The 15,660-nt window shown below is 47.3% G+C and carries 18 protein-coding genes; 7 read left to right on the forward strand and 11 right to left on the reverse strand.

Annotation, left to right across the window (positions count from 1 at the left end; genetic code table 11):
• Positions 1–145: 145 nt before the first annotated feature.
• The gene (locus ACH10T_RS10615) at positions 146–985 is read right to left on the reverse strand and encodes a ferritin-like domain-containing protein (protein ID WP_394809247.1); all 840 of its coding nucleotides are present in this window, start codon (positions 983–985) and stop codon (positions 146–148) included.
• 172 nt (positions 986–1,157) lie between these two features.
• Between ACH10T_RS10615 and ACH10T_RS10620 the strand changes: the two genes are divergently transcribed.
• Complete coding sequence (locus ACH10T_RS10620; RefSeq protein ID WP_394809248.1) at positions 1,158–1,583, forward strand: acyl-CoA thioesterase; 426 nt, start codon at positions 1,158–1,160, stop codon at positions 1,581–1,583.
• 49 nt (positions 1,584–1,632) lie between these two features.
• Here ACH10T_RS10620 and ACH10T_RS10625 read toward each other — a convergent pair whose 3' ends face one another.
• Together ACH10T_RS10625 and ACH10T_RS10630 are read right to left on the reverse strand one after the other, a co-directional pair.
• Positions 1,633–1,941: a hypothetical protein gene (locus tag ACH10T_RS10625; RefSeq protein WP_292994782.1), complete on the reverse strand. Its 309-nt coding sequence runs from the start codon at positions 1,939–1,941 to the stop codon at positions 1,633–1,635.
• On the reverse strand, positions 1,928–2,221 hold the full coding sequence (locus ACH10T_RS10630) for a toxin (protein ID WP_394809249.1): 294 nt from the start codon (positions 2,219–2,221) through the stop codon (positions 1,928–1,930). The genes ACH10T_RS10625 and ACH10T_RS10630 overlap by 14 nt, the downstream gene beginning before the upstream one ends.
• 263 nt (positions 2,222–2,484) lie before the next feature.
• Between ACH10T_RS10630 and ACH10T_RS10635 the strand changes: the two genes are divergently transcribed.
• Positions 2,485–3,405: a sulfotransferase domain-containing protein gene (locus ACH10T_RS10635; protein WP_394809250.1), complete on the forward strand. Its 921-nt coding sequence runs from the start codon at positions 2,485–2,487 to the stop codon at positions 3,403–3,405.
• 94 nt (positions 3,406–3,499) lie between these two features.
• On the opposite strand, the gene ACH10T_RS10640 is transcribed toward ACH10T_RS10635, so the two are convergent.
• The 8 genes from ACH10T_RS10640 to ACH10T_RS10675 form a co-directional block, all read right to left on the reverse strand.
• On the reverse strand, positions 3,500–4,087 hold the full coding sequence (locus tag ACH10T_RS10640; protein WP_394809251.1) for a hypothetical protein: 588 nt from the start codon (positions 4,085–4,087) through the stop codon (positions 3,500–3,502).
• Between the two features lie 156 nt (positions 4,088–4,243).
• The gene (locus ACH10T_RS10645; RefSeq protein WP_394809252.1) at positions 4,244–4,771 is read right to left on the reverse strand and encodes a hypothetical protein; all 528 of its coding nucleotides are present in this window, start codon (positions 4,769–4,771) and stop codon (positions 4,244–4,246) included.
• Positions 4,772–4,855: 84 nt separating this feature from the next.
• Entirely contained in the window at positions 4,856–5,536 is a 681-nt protein-coding gene (pgl, locus tag ACH10T_RS10650) for a 6-phosphogluconolactonase (protein ID WP_394809253.1), read from the reverse strand.
• Positions 5,537–5,552: 16 nt separating this feature from the next.
• Entirely contained in the window at positions 5,553–6,194 is a 642-nt protein-coding gene (locus ACH10T_RS10655) for an HAD family hydrolase (protein WP_394809254.1), read from the reverse strand.
• A 2-nt stretch (positions 6,195–6,196) separates the two neighbouring features.
• Positions 6,197–7,126 carry an NAD-dependent epimerase/dehydratase family protein gene (locus tag ACH10T_RS10660; protein WP_394809255.1) on the reverse strand — a complete coding sequence of 310 codons (930 nt, stop codon included), beginning with the start codon at positions 7,124–7,126 and terminating at the stop codon, positions 6,197–6,199.
• Between the two features lie 4 nt (positions 7,127–7,130).
• Positions 7,131–8,069: a phosphoglycerate dehydrogenase gene (locus ACH10T_RS10665; RefSeq protein ID WP_394809256.1), complete on the reverse strand. Its 939-nt coding sequence runs from the start codon at positions 8,067–8,069 to the stop codon at positions 7,131–7,133.
• Positions 8,066–8,836 (reverse strand): HpcH/HpaI aldolase/citrate lyase family protein, encoded by a 771-nt coding sequence (locus ACH10T_RS10670; RefSeq protein ID WP_394809257.1) that lies wholly within the window; start codon positions 8,834–8,836, stop codon positions 8,066–8,068. The genes ACH10T_RS10665 and ACH10T_RS10670 overlap by 4 nt, the downstream gene beginning before the upstream one ends.
• An 8-nt stretch (positions 8,837–8,844) precedes the next feature.
• Complete coding sequence (locus ACH10T_RS10675; RefSeq protein ID WP_394809258.1) at positions 8,845–9,594, reverse strand: 3-deoxy-manno-octulosonate cytidylyltransferase; 750 nt, start codon at positions 9,592–9,594, stop codon at positions 8,845–8,847.
• Between the two features lie 283 nt (positions 9,595–9,877).
• On the opposite strand from ACH10T_RS10675, the gene ACH10T_RS10680 reads away from it, so the two are divergent.
• From ACH10T_RS10680 to ACH10T_RS10700, 5 genes are all read left to right on the forward strand, one after another.
• Complete coding sequence (locus ACH10T_RS10680) at positions 9,878–11,143, forward strand: hypothetical protein (protein ID WP_394809282.1); 1,266 nt, start codon at positions 9,878–9,880, stop codon at positions 11,141–11,143.
• A 67-nt stretch (positions 11,144–11,210) separates the two neighbouring features.
• Positions 11,211–11,978, forward strand: coding sequence for an FkbM family methyltransferase (locus tag ACH10T_RS10685; RefSeq protein WP_394809259.1), 768 nt, complete (start codon positions 11,211–11,213; stop codon positions 11,976–11,978).
• A gap of 74 nt (positions 11,979–12,052) precedes the next feature.
• The gene (locus tag ACH10T_RS10690; protein WP_394809260.1) at positions 12,053–13,177 is read left to right on the forward strand and encodes a glycosyltransferase family 2 protein; all 1,125 of its coding nucleotides are present in this window, start codon (positions 12,053–12,055) and stop codon (positions 13,175–13,177) included.
• 62 nt (positions 13,178–13,239) lie between these two features.
• Positions 13,240–14,448, forward strand: a complete 1,209-nt coding sequence (locus ACH10T_RS10695; protein ID WP_394809261.1) for an O-antigen ligase family protein — start codon at positions 13,240–13,242, stop codon at positions 14,446–14,448.
• Complete coding sequence (locus ACH10T_RS10700; protein ID WP_394809262.1) at positions 14,448–15,581, forward strand: glycosyltransferase family 4 protein; 1,134 nt, start codon at positions 14,448–14,450, stop codon at positions 15,579–15,581. Before ACH10T_RS10695 ends, ACH10T_RS10700 begins: the two co-directional genes overlap by 1 nt.
• The last annotated feature ends 79 nt before the right edge of the window (positions 15,582–15,660 follow it).

Consider the following 15,660-nt stretch of genomic DNA (forward strand, 5'->3'; position numbering starts at 1 on the left):
CCTGGTCTATTCATCATTACAATTCAACTTTCGACCCGGAAAGGATTACAAAAAATGCTTGACGCGAACCATAGAATCTCACCACGAACGTAATCAATATATTACCGTTCGTCCTGAGCCTGTCGAAGGACTTAATCAGAGCTTCTTAGGAGCGATTCGATGGGGTTTTTCCGCAATGTGCCGCGGAGATTCCCATGCATTCAAGCGCTTTTAACTCGGTTATCGTAAAACCTGCTTTTTGTCTCGCCTCATAATCAAATGGACCGGACATCTGTCGTGTAAAGTATTGCCTAATCAATTCTCGAAAAGTCTGCTCTGAATCCAGTCCGCGTTGCTGACAAAAATATTTAAACCAGCGCGATCCGATCGCCACATGTTCGACTTCATCATGCAAAATGATCTCTAACACGGCGACCGTTTTTTCGTCACCAACCTGACGTAATCGTTTGATAATGCCGGGTGTCACATCCAATCCTCTGGCTTCCAGTACACGCGGCACCAGCGCCATGCGCACCATCGGATCAAACGCTGTGCGCTTAGCCATATCCCACAAACCATTATGTGCCGTGAATTCTCCATAGTCAGTGCCCAGCTCATTCAAGCGCGTGCGCAACAATTGAAAATGATAAGCTTCCTCTTCCGCCACTTTTATCCAATCACTGTAGAACTGTTCAGGTAGATCACGGAAACGATACACGGCATCCCAGGCGAGATTTATGGCATTGAATTCGATATGCGCCATTGCATGGACCAGTGCGGAAAGACCTTCTTTGGTACCCAGGCCGCGTTTGGGTACCTTATCGGGTGCCACCAGAACAGGTCTGTCCGGATGTCCAGGCTCGCCAATCGGCTCAGGGCTGTCTTTGCAGTCTAAGGACAATAAGCCGTCACGCCATGCTTGTGCCGTTTGCTGGGCCAAACGCAATTTTTCTTCGATTTCGCAGGTAATCAGGCAGTGCTGGGCAGTTTCAAATAGAGATTTCATAAGCCTGATAGGGTTAGAATAATTTTATGGCCCCATTCTCCCGTGTTTCCCACCGAAAAGCGAATGAACCGATTGTCGTGCTGAATGCGAGGTTTAAAAAAACAGAAACTGACCTTAGATGAGAGGATTATTGTATTCTTGCGGTGTCTCTATTCATCAGCTAAATACCCCCATGCATAACATACCGAATAATGATTCGATACTTCATGTTCCGTTGCCGGAAGGACAACCCATATTGCGCGTGGTGCCAAGGCCATCGGATACCAATTATGCCGGCGATATTTTTGGCGGCTGGATTATGTCGCAAGTGGATACGGCGGGCAGCATTCCGGCCATCCGTCGCGCGCGTGGGCGGGTTGCAACGGTGGCCGTCAATTCCTTTGTATTCAAGCAACCCGTTTTTGTCGGCGATATCGTTAGCCTCTATGCCGAAATTATTAAAGTGGGTCATACTTCGATTACCGTCGATGTATCGGTATACGCGCAGCGTGGCGTGCGGGAAGGCGGGAAAGAGATTTGTATCAAAGTCACCGAGGCCGTACTGACTTACGTTGCCATTGATGATAACCGGCGGCCTAAAGTGGTGCCGCAGGAATAATTGGATTGGATGAAAGCTTAGCTGTGCTGAAAAGCATCAGTCTCCTAGCCTAACCAGTACGTCGCTTGGGGCGTGAAGTCAGGCTGGAAGGCTTTTCAATCAGGCGGCCGGAGGCGTATTTGTGTAACACGCTGGCGATAAACGTTTGGTACGGAATGCCTTCTTCCAGCGCTCGTGCCTGAATATCCATTAGATCGGGTGAAGATAAACGAATATTGATTCGCTTATCCTTAGTGAAAGTGGCGCTAGCCGCTGCTTTGAATTTGGCCAGATTTTCCTTCGAAGGTGAAGTTGACTTGAGTTCGCCTTTTTCAGAAGCAGCCAGAATATCTTCTTCATAGGTATCAAGTTTTTTCATCAGAATTGTTCCTTAACAAGTATTCTCGGGTAGCCTTTCTGCTCGGAATTGCGGTTTTCAGAAAGAAGTAATCTGTTTCTTCAACGTAGGGTACCAAGTAAACATAACCATCGAGTGCCACAACGAGAATAAACTGATTGGGATATTTCTCTGGATTGGGGTGATGCAACTCATCCAGCAAACCGTCGGCTTCGATAGCCAGCACTATTTCCTCGAATGAAATGCCGCGATCTTTTTTTAACACCTCATTCTTGTCGTGATTCCAACGAAATGGTTTCATAGGGATAGTTTATATTGGTGTGTGCCTAATGTCACCTATTTGTGTAGGATAGCAGCTAGGAAATCTGAATCCAAGTGATCGAAGCCGTGCTGACTAATAACAACCGATGGTCAAAAGTGATGTCATAGGAATGGTCGGATTCGTTGAGAGCAAATTGGACGCTTATTAAACCGTTGCTACCCATTTCTTAACCCGCAATCGCTTGCCAAATCGAGAGTGTCCCTGTAAGTTAACGAGCTGTCATTTCATAACAGGCCAGAAAGATGCTGAATCTACCCCAACGCACGCATATTTACCAGAATCACCATTTCGACAGCACGCGCTGGGATTATTTCGAATCGCGCGCTGATGATATCGTCATCGCAACATCCTACAAAGCCGGCACGACGTGGACGCAAGCGATTGTTGCGCATCTGCTCTTTCCGGACGGTGATTTCCCGGCACCGCCTGCGCAAATGTCGCCGTGGCTGGACATGCGGATTATTCCGCTCGAAGTGGTTCTGAACAACTTGAGGTCGCAACAGCATCGCCGCTTTATCAAGACACATTTGCCGCTCGATGGTGTGCCTTATAATGAAAAGATCAAATACCTCTATATCGCCCGCGATGCGCGTGATGTTTTCATGTCGCTGTGGAATCACTATACCGGCATGAAGGAAGAAATATTAATGCTTATGAATATGCTGCCCGGGCGCGTGGGAGATGAGCTCCCGCCGCCACCGGATGATATTCATACCTTCTGGCGGAATTGGATAACCCGTGGCTCGTTTGCATGGGAAGCCGACGGCTGGCCGTACTGGTCGCATCTTTCCAATGTTCAATCCTGGTGGAATTTCCGCCACCTGCCCAACATTCAGTTGTTCCACTACAGCGACATGCTTGCGGATACCGAGCGTGAAGTTCGCCGCATTGCTACATTTCTGGAGATCGATGTGCCCGAGCATGCATGGGACGGCATCATCAAGGCGATATCCTTTGCAGAGATGAAGCGCCAGGGTGAGTTGTATGCACCAGGGGGCGGTCGGCTCTGGAAGGGCGGAGCGGAGACCTTTATGCACAAAGGCACCAATAACCGTTGGCGCGACGTACTCTCAGACGATGAGCTAGCGCTCTATGATGTCGCTTGTACGCGTGCGTTGGCCCCTGATTGTCGCGAATGGCTTGAAAATGGTGGAGCGATCTGACGGAGTTTTGTTGGGTTGTACGAGTATGCACACGTTTAAGAATCGCATTGCACAGGATTTTCACTCGACGATAAAAGCTATATCTTCTACTTTGCTAAGCTGGATTGGGAGCGTGTTGTTTCCTTAGTTGAGTGCATTGTTCACAATCGCATGTGAGATCGTGAAACTTCACTATAAGAATGATGCGGTCCCATAAGAGCATTGCCCAATAGTTGAAGTTATGGACTTCTGGGAACTTCGCGAATTTGTAATCAAAAACGCCTGGATACTGACCGTATGTTGGATTGTCGGACAGACAGATAAGAAATTCCTTGGGCGGTGGGCAATCGGGTGAGACTATTTCAAGATCGTTCAGTACCCACTCTGGGAGAACTTCGTTGAAGTGGTGGAAGTAGAGGCCACGAATAATCTTCCACGCAACTCTGTGAACTCGGTTGCCTTCAAAGCGCTTTGCAATCAGGTTTTTAGGAAGAGCGATGCCACTCGGTTTGTGTTCGAATTCTTGAAGTACTTTGTGGACAAGGCCACGCTTAATTCCCTCTTCATATTTGGCGAATACCTTCTTCAATAGCGCATTTCCAGCGTATGAGCTTTGTGCAAACGGAGCCATTGTGTTGACAAAATAATCCTCGTCGGATTGGTACGCCTGATTGCAGGCTGCATGGACCGGGATGGTGCGCAAGTTTGGACTGTGTGTTTTTCGTACACTGTCGGCATAAAACTGTTTCGGTGGTACATGATCGTTACTGACTGGTGGAAGTAGTGGTTTCCCACAGAGATAACAAAGTGATGGTCGAATGTTCATTGTTTGTATTCGTGTTGAACAATAGATTGAGTGTCACTGCTTGCCGGTCTTACATGTTGCCTCATTAACAGGCATTTCATTCACAACTGCTCCTTTTTTGTAGCTGATGCAGCCTTTACCAGAAGCATATTTGACACTACCTCCGATGATGACCTTGCCACCGATCGTGTGAAGATGGTTAAGAGTACCCTCGACTTCGACATTTCCGTCTAAGTTATTCACTGTGCCGTTGACTGTGCCAGTCAAGCGAAGAAGAGCTCCCTTATGAACTTCTATGTCGCCGTTCGAGATTCCGCTGAGGTGAAGTTGACCACCTTTCAGGATGGTCGCTCCTGCAATAATTCCACTCTCTGAGATGGAAGAACGTACTGTCAAGTGCCCCTTGATTCCTTTGTTTATTTGAGTGCCAGCACAGTCGCCGTATGCTTTCCCATTAATGATGTTGCATGCGGCATGGACTGTTGTCCCTGCGGCGAAAAATCCAATCGCAGCGAAGGCCAAGATTCTCCGTGCTATCGCTTGATTCACTATGAATTTCATCATTTTTCCCATAACTTTCAATCTGACATCTATTAAGGTAGTGTGTCGATTTAGACATGGATTGTTAAATCTGTAAATGTGATGAGTCAATTGCCACTTTCCTATCTAATCTCCATTAGTCTCAAAAACTGTAAATGACATTTTGGAACGTTGCAATAACCAAACAATCGGCAATTTCTGATTAGGACTTTCACTCATTCGATCCAACAACCGGTGCTTATTCTTACCGGTAACTACCAGCACAATCTGTTCACTTTCCGCTAGTAGTTTCAACGAAAGACTCACCCGCGGCGATGGCGCAATCGGCGGCGCGATAGCGACGCAATGATGCCTAGAGAGTAAATCAGGATTCATCCCCGGAAACAACGAAGCAATATGTCCATCTTCTCCCAGCCCCAATACCGTCAAACTCAATGGAAGCGGCAGCTTATCCAGTCGATGGTGAGTTTCTTTGATAGCATCAAAAGGGTTGTCGTGCTGAGTTTTTAGACCCACGAAACGAGTGGTTGCGGGAAGGTGACTCATCAGGTGCTGTTTTGCCAAATGCTCGTTGGATTGTTCATCAGTAACATCAACCCAACGCTCATCAGACAGCGTGACAGTGATTCGATCCCAAGGCAGCTTACATTTCGCCAGTGCGGGCAGGTAATAGCGCGGGGTGTTGCCGCCGGGGACGACCAGTGTGGCTTGGGGTTTATGGGCTAGCGTATTTTGTAGCGTGGCTACGGCGAAGTCGGCAAAGGCCTGACTTAGTTGTTCGATATTCGGGAAGACATGGCGTTGCATCGGGAAGCTGATGCGCTTACGCGACTAACCCGCGCAAATCCGGAACGATCTCGATATGCGCGGGGAAAGGATTCGGATCGCCGGGATAGACGCGGCCCAGGAAAGCGGTGTTGTTGGCTTGTGCGCCTTCCAGGTCGGCCATGGCATCACCGATCATCAGCACCGATTCGGGGCTGAGTGCATGCGCGGATAAAATTTCTGCGATGATGGTTGGTTTGAGTGCCGGTGCGCCGCGCACTTCGGTGAAATAAGGCGTTAACCCGCGGCGTTCGACGATGACTTTGAGTTCCGTTTCCGGGGTACCGGAGGCGACAAATAATGGAATTTTCCCGGATTGCTGATGGATGAGTTCGACTGCGCCGGGCACGGCTTCGGCAGCGATGACGGCTTCCACCACCAGTTCCGAAAAGCGGATATCCAGTTGTTTTTCTTCCGCTTCTGTTAGCGGTGGTTTGTTGAGAAAGTGTTCCTGAAAGTGACGGAATTTTCGGTAGCGCGACATGCCGCCGTTCTGGTTGTGAAATTGCACTACTGCTGCGACGATGTCTTCGCCGTAAGGACGGTAAAGTTCCGCGAACGCCTGGGTTTTGATTTTTCCGGATTCCACGACGACGCCGTCAAAATCGAAAATGATCGCTTGCCAGCCGGAATTTTTCATGATTAGGCGCGGTTGTCCGAGGTGGCGGGGGTGGCGTCGTCGTTTTCATCGCCGTGATGCAGGTCTTGGTGAATTTCCCGCAGGCAATCCAGTATGCCTTGCCCCAGATCGACATGCTCATTCAGAACCAGTTTGCGGCCAACGCGGGGTTGAAACGCGTAGGGCGTAATTTCGTAGTGGTGCACGGTGTTGGCTTCGTCAAAATGTAATTCAACCGGCCACGGCAGGATTTCCGAGATCATTGTCATGACCTCTTTGATGCGCAATCTTTCCTGGCCGGTCAGAATCATGTGACGGTTGGCAAATTCCGGCGCCAATATTTGTACGCTCATGCGCGCGGCATCTTCCACATGGATATATTCCCGCATGGCGTCGCCACTGCCTTTGTAGGTAATGGAGTGATGGGCGACAGCTTCGTGCAGCATGCGATAGATGCCGTTGCGTTTATCTGAGCGCCGGCCATACAACGAGCCGTAGCGCAGAATGCTGTAATCCAGACCGTAGCGCTCATGGTAGGTTTCGGTGAAACGTTCCGCTGCCTGCTTGCTGGCGCGATAAAAAGAGCCGGATTCGGAATAGACATAAATGCTGCTGGCGAACACAAAACGGCGGGCTCCGGCAATGCGCGCGGCTTCCAGAGCATGCATGTTGCCCAGTACATTGATGGTTGCAGTGGGAATGGGGTTGTCGTTGGCTTCATCAATATCGGCAATTGCGGCAAAGTTATACACGACGGATGTTCCCTTGGCAGCCTCGATCACTTGGTCGAGATTCATAATATCGCCAAGGATCATTTCCTGATTACTTTTAAGATAGGGCGACGGGCTGCGGTCAAATAACCGTACCCGGTAACCTGCGGCCGATAATGCGTCGGCGACATGGCTGCCCAAAAAACCGCTGGCGCCAAATACAACAATCTTTTCATTCACCATAGTGTTATCCGTTATTGATTAGATCTGCTTTGATTAAACCCTGCAGTAGGTTCTCAGCTGCTTCAATTTCCATCAGTTGACGTGATTCCCGGGCAAGAGAGCCGATATGCGACGTCAGGATGACATTGCCGCTTTCGATTAATGGGCCATGATAGGGTTCCTGCTCGAAAACATCCAAGGCGGCGGCGCTGACTTTGCCCGCTTGTAAGGCTGCCAAAAGTGCATTTTCATCGACTAATCCACCGCGCGCGGCATTGATGACAATCGCTTCAGGTTTCATGGTCGCGAATGCCTCGGCATTCAGCAGATGATGCGTTTCCGATCCATAAGGCAGATGCAGCGTGATAATGTCCGCAGTGGGCAGCAATTGTTCCAGGGATATCAATGCGACATCCGCAGGCACCTGACTTGCATACGGGTCGTGCGCGATCACTGTGGCTTCAAATGCTTGGCACAGGCGTGCAACACGACGCCCGATATGTCCCATGCCGATGATGCCGACGGTTTGCGCAGCGAGCAGGCGTCCTTGTGTGCGTGGCCATTCGTCTTTGCGTACCGATTGATCAATCTGACGGATTTGCCGCAGCAGGGCCAATATCAATCCCATCGTCAGTTCAGCCACGGCCTGCGCGGGTGCTTCCGGCGTGTTAAAAACCGTAATACCATGCTTTTTTGCCGCTGCCAGGTCGACACTATCCAATCCGGCACCGCAGCGCGAGATGACTTTCAGATTTTTGGCAGACTGAAATACGCGCTCGGTCAGTGGTTCAATCCCGGCGATCAGGCCGGTTGCGCCTTCCTGCAGTAATTCAATAATCTCATCCTCGGTGAGTTTGCGCCGGTGCGGATTGGTGGTTATTTGCATGCCGTTTTGCAGGAGTTGCTGAATCGGCGGGTTATTGTCAATGTCGAAAGAAGAAGTGGAGATGGCAAATGAACTCATGATGTTTTAAGTGTTGCGCGGATACTTTGTAAGTGAGTGCGGCAGATGGAATCCAGAATGCGAATATCCAGACCATAGCCGAGAAAATTAAAACCGGCTTGAATGCGTTGTTGCAGTGCTTCCGGATCTGGTTCGATGACATGAATGCCGCCGGGTTTGTTGGCGCGGCGGCCAGCTTCCAGAACTTGTGCGATGGCAGCCTGCACATCCGGATGATTGAGATCGCCAAGGCGTCCCATCGAACCGGATAAATCATACGGGCCGATGATATAGGCATCGATACCTGGCACAGCCAGAATGCTATCAATGGCTTTGACCGCATCGACATGTTCGATCATCACGACGATCACCGCATTTTCATCCAGCCATTGCCGGTAAGCCTGGAAACTGTTGCCATAGCCCTGAGCGCGCGCCAGGCCGACGCCGCGTTGCCCGCGTGGCGGGTAATACACACCTTCGACGGCGGCTTTGGCGTCAGCGGCGGATTTGATCATCGGAACCATCACGCCGGTTGCACCGGCATCCATGACGCGTTTGATCTGATCGGGGTGATTTGAGGTCAGGCGCACGATGGCCGGGCATTGTTTGCCATCCAGCACCTGGATGATGGATTGCACTTCGCTGAGTTCCAGTACGCTGTGTTCCATGTCCAGCACCAGCCAGTCGAATCCCGCCGCCGCCATGATTTCGGCAATCGATGGATGCCCCAGTGTGACCCATGAGCCAATGGTTAATTCGGATCGGCTCAATCTTGATTTTAGTGACATAATTATTCCTAGTAGCGGGTGAGCAGTGGATCTGATTCCATCAGTTTCTCGACACGTGCGAGATCCGCGGTGGTATCCACCGCCTGGGTATTATATTCGGTGTGCACCATTTTAACCTGGAAGCCATGTTCGAGCAGGCGCAGCATGTCGACTGATTCCAATTGCTCAAGCGGTGTGGGTGTTAACTGGGTGTATTGGAACAGAGTGGCACGGCGAAACGGGATAATACATACTTGCTTATACGCGGCGGTATCGGCAAAGCCGGTTTTGGCTAATGTCGGGATCGGGCGGCGCGACATGTACAGGGCGTCGCCTTGTTGATTCATCACTACTTTGATGGTGTTGACGTCCAGATAATCAGCCTCGTGATCAATTTTGTGCACCAGATTGACACAACCCAATTGCGGATCATGTTTAAACGGTGCCACGGCGGTATCAATCATGTTCGGGTGTGTCATCGGTTCGTCACCCTGCACCATGACGATCAGATCCGCTTCCAGTTGGGTAACAGCTTCGGCTACGCGATCGCTGGCGCGTTCGTGTGTATCGGCAGTCATAATCACCTGCGCGCCAAAACCTTCCGCGATTTGCCGGATTTCTTCATCGCAGGTTGCAATGTAGGTGGCATCGAGCGATTTGCTCATGGCGACGCGCTTATAGATATGTTCAATCATTGGGCGGCCCAATATTTTTGCGATGGGTTTGCCGGGGAAACGTGATGAGCCCATGCGGGCAGGTATTATAGCGATTGTTCTCATTGAATTGTCGTTTGGTTGATTAATGTTTGCGCGTATAAAAAGCTAAACTCAAAAGTTACTTGCTGATTATCAGGTTTTTCTTGTTTCTTGAGCAATACTTATTGTTAAATTTAACGGTTTTCTTGCATGCTGTGATTTTATCCCGGAGGGATATGGCCACGTTGCTGGTAATTGAATAATTGCAAGAGTAGAATGAGCGCGCTTCAAAGAGTCTTCTGTTTAAACTGGAAAAAATAATAGAGATGCTGCAAATCCTGAATATTTCTGAAATCCTGTCATGGCTATGAAAGCCCTTTTCTTTCTTCGACATTATAACGATATTGATCATGTTACTCCGGTCATTTACAAGTGGATTGGATCGGGTCACCAATGTGATGTGGTACTGATTGGTTCAACGCAATTCCGTCGTGATTTTCGCATTAAATATTTAAGCCAACTCGAGGGTGTGCGTGTCGCGCATATGAAGGAGCTGTTTCCGCTGGCTGAGTATTTAAAATGGCGCTTGCAAATGCTGATGTTGACGCGCAATGTCCGGCGCATAAAAATTCTTGGCCGATTGGCGGAAAAACTTGCCGATCGTTTTGATGAAAAACAGCGCGAACCGTTGTGGCGGTATACCGCTGAATTCCTATTGAACAGATGCTTTGGTGATGCGGGCAAGGGGGTTGTGGCTTTTGACTGGATTGAACGGAATTCGGTGATTTGTTTGGAATGGGTTGAAGTGGTGGTAGCGATGGCAAAAGAAAGAGGTCTCGGCACGGTTTCCTTGCCGCATGGCGACAGCCCGCATGCCAGTCAATTGATTCGCCGTGGTGAAAGACACTTGCAACCCGACATCACGTTTTCGGCAGCTAAGATATTTGATCGGGTGGTGGTGCCTAACGAGTTATGCTCCATTCGTTTCCGTCCGTTTCTGGAAGGCAATAAACTTGCCGTATTAGGCTCACCGCGATATTGTGAAGAGTGGCTAAAAATACTTGTTGGATTGATGCCGTCTTCACCACTCATCCGCTCGGATAGCCGACTTAAAATTGTCATGTTCCTAAGAAAATCCAACTTTACGACATTTTGGGAAGAAGTCGGGGAAGTGGTTCATATGATTGCCGAGTTTCCCGGTGTGGAATTGATCATCAAACCGCATACGCGGAGCGGTTGGAAGCAATCACTAACCAAAGACAGTTCGATCAAGCAATTGCCGAATGTACGTGTTGCAAGCGATGATGCGCATTCGGTGCACTTGATGAATTGGTCTGATGTGATTATCGATTTGGCTACATCGGTGATATTCGAAGCCGTCAGGGCAAAAAAGCCGGTATTGGCAGCGGATTATTTAATCGCAGCCCGCTCGGCTGTGGCTTATTACATGCCGGAAACAGAGATGAAGTGCCGCGATGATGTGTATGAAAAAATCAATTATTTTTTAACTAATGGTTGTGATTCTTTCTATATTGAAGAACATCGGCAGCGCTTTTTAAAGGAAATGCTAGATTTTCCGGATGCCGATGTACTGCCCCGTTATGTCGCGCTACTTGAGCAATCTGCGTGTTGAGCCACGCTACTTTTCCCCGTCTGATAAGAATCAGGGCTTACCTCCATAACCCGAAGAAGGGATCATGATGCTGGCCAAAGATATATTAAACGAGTTGATTGTGGCAGCATATAAACTAAAAGGCGGGTATGCAGATTTACAGGTTAGAGATCAGCGCATTTTAATTTCAGTTGATCATCTGCGCACACTTAATCGTGCAAGAACTTATTCGATCAAAGAGCCGGATACGCTGGATTGGCTAGATAGCTTTGAACCTAACTCATGCTATTTTGATATTGGCGCCAATATCGGCCAATATTCTTTATATCCGGCCAAGAAATATGGTGACAAAATTCAAGTGTATGCGTTTGAACCACAAAGTAATAATTACTACGCGCTGAACAAAAATATTTATATTAATAACCTCAAAGAAAATATTTTATCGTATTGTGTTGCGGTTTCGGGGAAAAGTGAGTTTTCCAGATTGTATATACCCAAATTTATTCCGGGGGGGAATCGATCGCAATTTGGAAAAGAAGAAGACATTGAGAACTTGAAAATGTCCGCTACGCACATCCAAGGAATGTTTGGTGTGACGTTAGATGATTTATACAGTAAGTGGGGATTCCCCTATCCGAATTATATCAAGATCGATGTCGATGGCATCGAAATTTCCATTCTCAAAGGCGCAGAGTCTGTATTGGCGCATCCTGCGTTGCGGTCTGTCATTATCGAGTTAGGTGCGGATGAGGAACAAGCGAAAGCGATCGCTTTAATGAAACAAGCCGGTCTTGAAGTGAAGCAGCGATCAACCCGGAACTGGGGGGAGGCGTATCTGATCTTTGAGCGGATTTAACCTGCCAGTGCTTATTTGCATCTCTTCATGTTTTTGACGTAATCGGACGATTCAAGAACGTTTACCTACAATTTATGAATACACCCATTGCGCCATCTGCGCCATCCGTTGATGTCATCATACCTGTCTATAATGCGCCAGAGTTGACAAAGCGGTGTATTGATTCAGCTGTCACTGTTCTGGGCCAGTCAATTCGGACTATTTATATTCAAGACGATGCATCAGACACAGAGACTTGTGCGATGCTCGATCATTTGTATTACCAGCACCTTCATGTTTATCACGCGCCCGAGAATCAGGGGTTTGGCAAATCGGTCAATGACGCGATGGCACGCTCGGATGCCGATTTGGTGCTCGTGCTTAATTCGGATACCGAAATTCACGAAAATTTCTTGCCATTATTGTGCGAAGCTTTTGCAGCTGATTCAGAATTGGCAGTCATCAGTCCAGTACAAGATAATTTTTCCAAGTCTAAACTGGAGTGCTATCAACGGCGACCGGGCGGTTATATTGCTACGTATCGCTTTCAGGGGTATGCCTTTTTAATCCGGCGCGCACTATTTGTCGCAACAGGTGGATTTGATGCGCAATTTGGCCGAGGCTATTTTGAGGATACAGACTTGGGACGCCGATTGATTCAGCAAGGATGGCGTATGGGTGTGCATCCGGATGCATGCATCTACCATGCTGGCGGCGCATCGTTTGGACGTGGCCGGTCGTATCGGTTATTGGCGCAACGTAACCGTGCATTATATCTTTCGCGGTATCCTGAAGCACGCCGCAATATTCTGCTGGTTTCTGGTGCTCACACATTGGCTGATTTATCCGCGCAGCTAACAGATTCGATTGAACAGATATTGCGGCAAGGCGGGGGTATTCATTGGCTGACACTCTTGCCATTACCTCAGTTATCTTGTCTGCAGATGCGGAACGGTCCAGCAAGCATCAAAATGATAATCAAATTGATGCTGCGTGGCCGGTCTCGAGCGGATAAGCGCATATCTGCGGTGTGGATTTTGCCAGGTATACCCGTATTGTTGCGGATTCTATTGGCACTTTTTGTGCGTGTGCGCAAACTGGAAATGTGGAAATGGGAAGCGGGGCAGCTTGAATCTGCCGAACGTTTGTCTGACTCGTGGCAGAATTTATCAGCGAAGCCCGTTCTGAAGCAAGAGATTACTAAACAGAATTCAGAATAATTGCAATGTCCAAACTATTCAGATTTAAAATGGCTTATTAAAAACGTCAATTTATTGGTACTATGCCAGCTAATATTACACGTCAAGAATTCTTTATCAGGGTTACGCTGGTTTTTATCTGTCTGGGATTTTGGAAAGGTGGATTGAATCTTTTTTCTTTTCCATTGTTAGGAATAGCATGGCTGCTGGATGGCGGTCTGCATAAATTTAATCAAACCATTAGAGAACCATTTGTACAAGCAATTCTTATTTTATGTACACTTTTACTTTTAGGTTTGCTATGGAGTGAGTTACCAGAAGATGGCCGGATGAAATGGGTGAAATACTATTTTTTATTGATCTTTATTCCATTTTATTCTCTTTTGAATAAAGAACGCCTACCGTGGGTGATAGGTGCACTTTTAACGAATTATTTTAGCGTTCTTGCCATAGGTGTTTATTACTGGTTTGTTATGGGAGACCAAGGTGTTCCGCCACTGAAAATGTCTTATTTGAGTTTCTCGGCTATGCTCGGGATAGGGGTTATTGTGGCCATTTATCTGGCTTGCTTGAGCTCATCAGTAAAATTAAGAGTAGTGTCGTGTTCTGTCGCACTTATATTATTATTGGTTCAATTTCATCAGAATAGCAGAGTTCTTCTGCTTGCAACACTAATAGCTGTCACAGTTTTAATTTACTTGCGCTATAAGATGGAAATTAGAAAACTCGGAGGTATCTTTGTAGCTGTGTTTATGATTACTATAGTTCTTGCATCTAGCAGCTCCGTTTTTCAGGATAGGTGGACTAGGATAAAAAGCGATATCGAGTTATTACAACAAGGTGACTACCGCTCTAGTTTGGGATATCGGCTCGCTATATGGGATGTGGGTTTGCATGGCATTGCTGAGCGTCCATTATTGGGTCATGGAACAGGTGCGCCAGAACGTTATTTCGAGCGCACAATTGTGACGTATAAAAATGGTATTTATAAGAATCTGCCGGAATTTCAGGAAACCTCCCACTATCATAATGACTGGATTGAAATTGGTATGCACATTGGTATTCTGGGGATATTGGCTTTGCTGCTTCTTTACTGGAATTGGTATCAAATATTTAAGAAAAATCAGTTAGGCATACTGGGAGCTGGTTTACTAAGTTATATTTTTTTAGCTGGGCTTACTGATACTTTTATAATCTTTAGTAAGATTCCAATCTTATTACTGATGATTACTGCGATTGCTGTGAGCTGGCGGAGATTTAATCTGAATAATCATTATCAAAGAACTGCTTGATGCGCGTCTGTTTTATATCGCATTCTGCTGGTAGATATGGTGCGGAGCTGGCTTTGCTAGAATTGTTGCAAGGTTTGGTTAAGTTGGGGGTCAGGTGTCTGGTTCTGGTACCCAAAGAAGGCCCCATCCTGAGCGAGCTTGATCGCATGAATATCGAATGGCGGATAATACATTATCCGAAGTGGACATCAAGATCGTTACTCACACGTATTGCAAAATCTCTAATTAGCCTGGTAATTGCCGTTCGGATGGTGCAGATACTTGTGCAATGGCGCTGTGATGTTGTCTATACCAATACTTCAGTTATCTGTGCTGGTACATTCGCGGCATGGTTTGCACGTAAACCCCATGTGTGGCATCTGCATGAATCCAGCCGTCAAAAGTCTAAGACTGAATCTAAGGTGGAAGAATATTGGATGTTGCACTTGATGCAACATTTGTCAAAGTATATTGTCGTTGTTTCCAATGCTGTAAAAAATGATTACATGCGCTATATGGAGTCAGGAAAAATACGCTTGATATACCAGGCAGTAACGTTGTGTGACGAAAATGAGAAAACAGATGATTTGTACCATGACAGATGTTTTTTTCAGTGTGTTATCGTGGCGTCTTTGAATCCATGGAAAGGTCAACGTGAAGCAATAACTGCATTATCTGAGGTGGTTCGTCGAGGAATTAATGCCCGTCTGCTAGTGGTTGGGGATGGTAAGGAGCGTTTCCTAACAACACTGCAGCGGCAAGTAAAAGATTGCAATTTGGAGCAGTACGTAGAATTTATAGGGTACGTGGAAAATCCTATGAAATTTATCCGAATGGCAGATGTTGTTTTAATTTGTTCGTACTGGGAACCTTTCGGGCGAGTGACCGTAGAAGCAATGCTTTCCGGTAAACCTGTGATAGGGACAAATGGTGGCGCTACGGCTGAATTAGTTAATGATGGCGTGACGGGATTACTTTATGATCCTGGTGACTATAATGAGCTTGCCAATAAAATACAATATTTATATGAGAATCCGGAAAAAGGATTAAAGTTGGGCTCAGCCGCCCGTATTTGGGCAGTAGATCGCTTCACTCAGGAACGATATGCTAAGGAAGTATTTGATCTCTTGAACGAGGTATTGAAAAAAGTATAATTACACCGCTCACTTTCTTTATAAAAAGCTCGCGTTAAGCTATGTGGTTTTATACTCATTGGGAGAAAGGAGTAATTGA

Source organism: Nitrosomonas sp. (assembly GCF_043753625.1).
GTDB lineage: Bacteria > Pseudomonadota > Gammaproteobacteria > Burkholderiales > Nitrosomonadaceae > Nitrosomonas.

Excerpts from the sequence above, each read along its gene's own strand:
- ACH10T_RS10655 (WP_394809254.1), bottom strand. The coding sequence starts at position 6,194 with ATGAAAAATTCCGGCTGGCAAGCGATCATTTTCGATTTTGACGGCGTC.
- ACH10T_RS10620 (WP_394809248.1), top strand. The coding sequence starts at position 1,158 with ATGCATAACATACCGAATAATGATTCGATACTTCATGTTCCGTTGCCG.
- pgl (WP_394809253.1), bottom strand. The coding sequence starts at position 5,536 with ATGCAACGCCATGTCTTCCCGAATATCGAACAACTAAGTCAGGCCTTT.
- ACH10T_RS10660 (WP_394809255.1), bottom strand. The coding sequence starts at position 7,126 with ATGGTGAATGAAAAGATTGTTGTATTTGGCGCCAGCGGTTTTTTGGGC.
- ACH10T_RS10615 (WP_394809247.1), bottom strand. The coding sequence starts at position 985 with ATGAAATCTCTATTTGAAACTGCCCAGCACTGCCTGATTACCTGCGAA.
- ACH10T_RS10625 (WP_292994782.1), bottom strand. The coding sequence starts at position 1,941 with ATGAAAAAACTTGATACCTATGAAGAAGATATTCTGGCTGCTTCTGAA.
- ACH10T_RS10695 (WP_394809261.1), top strand. The coding sequence starts at position 13,240 with ATGCCAGCTAATATTACACGTCAAGAATTCTTTATCAGGGTTACGCTG.
- ACH10T_RS10690 (WP_394809260.1), top strand. The coding sequence starts at position 12,053 with ATGAATACACCCATTGCGCCATCTGCGCCATCCGTTGATGTCATCATA.
- ACH10T_RS10685 (WP_394809259.1), top strand. The coding sequence starts at position 11,211 with ATGCTGGCCAAAGATATATTAAACGAGTTGATTGTGGCAGCATATAAA.
- ACH10T_RS10665 (WP_394809256.1), bottom strand. The coding sequence starts at position 8,069 with ATGAGTTCATTTGCCATCTCCACTTCTTCTTTCGACATTGACAATAAC.
- ACH10T_RS10675 (WP_394809258.1), bottom strand. The coding sequence starts at position 9,594 with ATGAGAACAATCGCTATAATACCTGCCCGCATGGGCTCATCACGTTTC.
- ACH10T_RS10680 (WP_394809282.1), top strand. The coding sequence starts at position 9,878 with ATGAAAGCCCTTTTCTTTCTTCGACATTATAACGATATTGATCATGTT.
- ACH10T_RS10670 (WP_394809257.1), bottom strand. The coding sequence starts at position 8,836 with ATGTCACTAAAATCAAGATTGAGCCGATCCGAATTAACCATTGGCTCA.
- ACH10T_RS10635 (WP_394809250.1), top strand. The coding sequence starts at position 2,485 with ATGCTGAATCTACCCCAACGCACGCATATTTACCAGAATCACCATTTC.
- ACH10T_RS10630 (WP_394809249.1), bottom strand. The coding sequence starts at position 2,221 with ATGAAACCATTTCGTTGGAATCACGACAAGAATGAGGTGTTAAAAAAA.
- ACH10T_RS10700 (WP_394809262.1), top strand. The coding sequence starts at position 14,448 with ATGCGCGTCTGTTTTATATCGCATTCTGCTGGTAGATATGGTGCGGAG.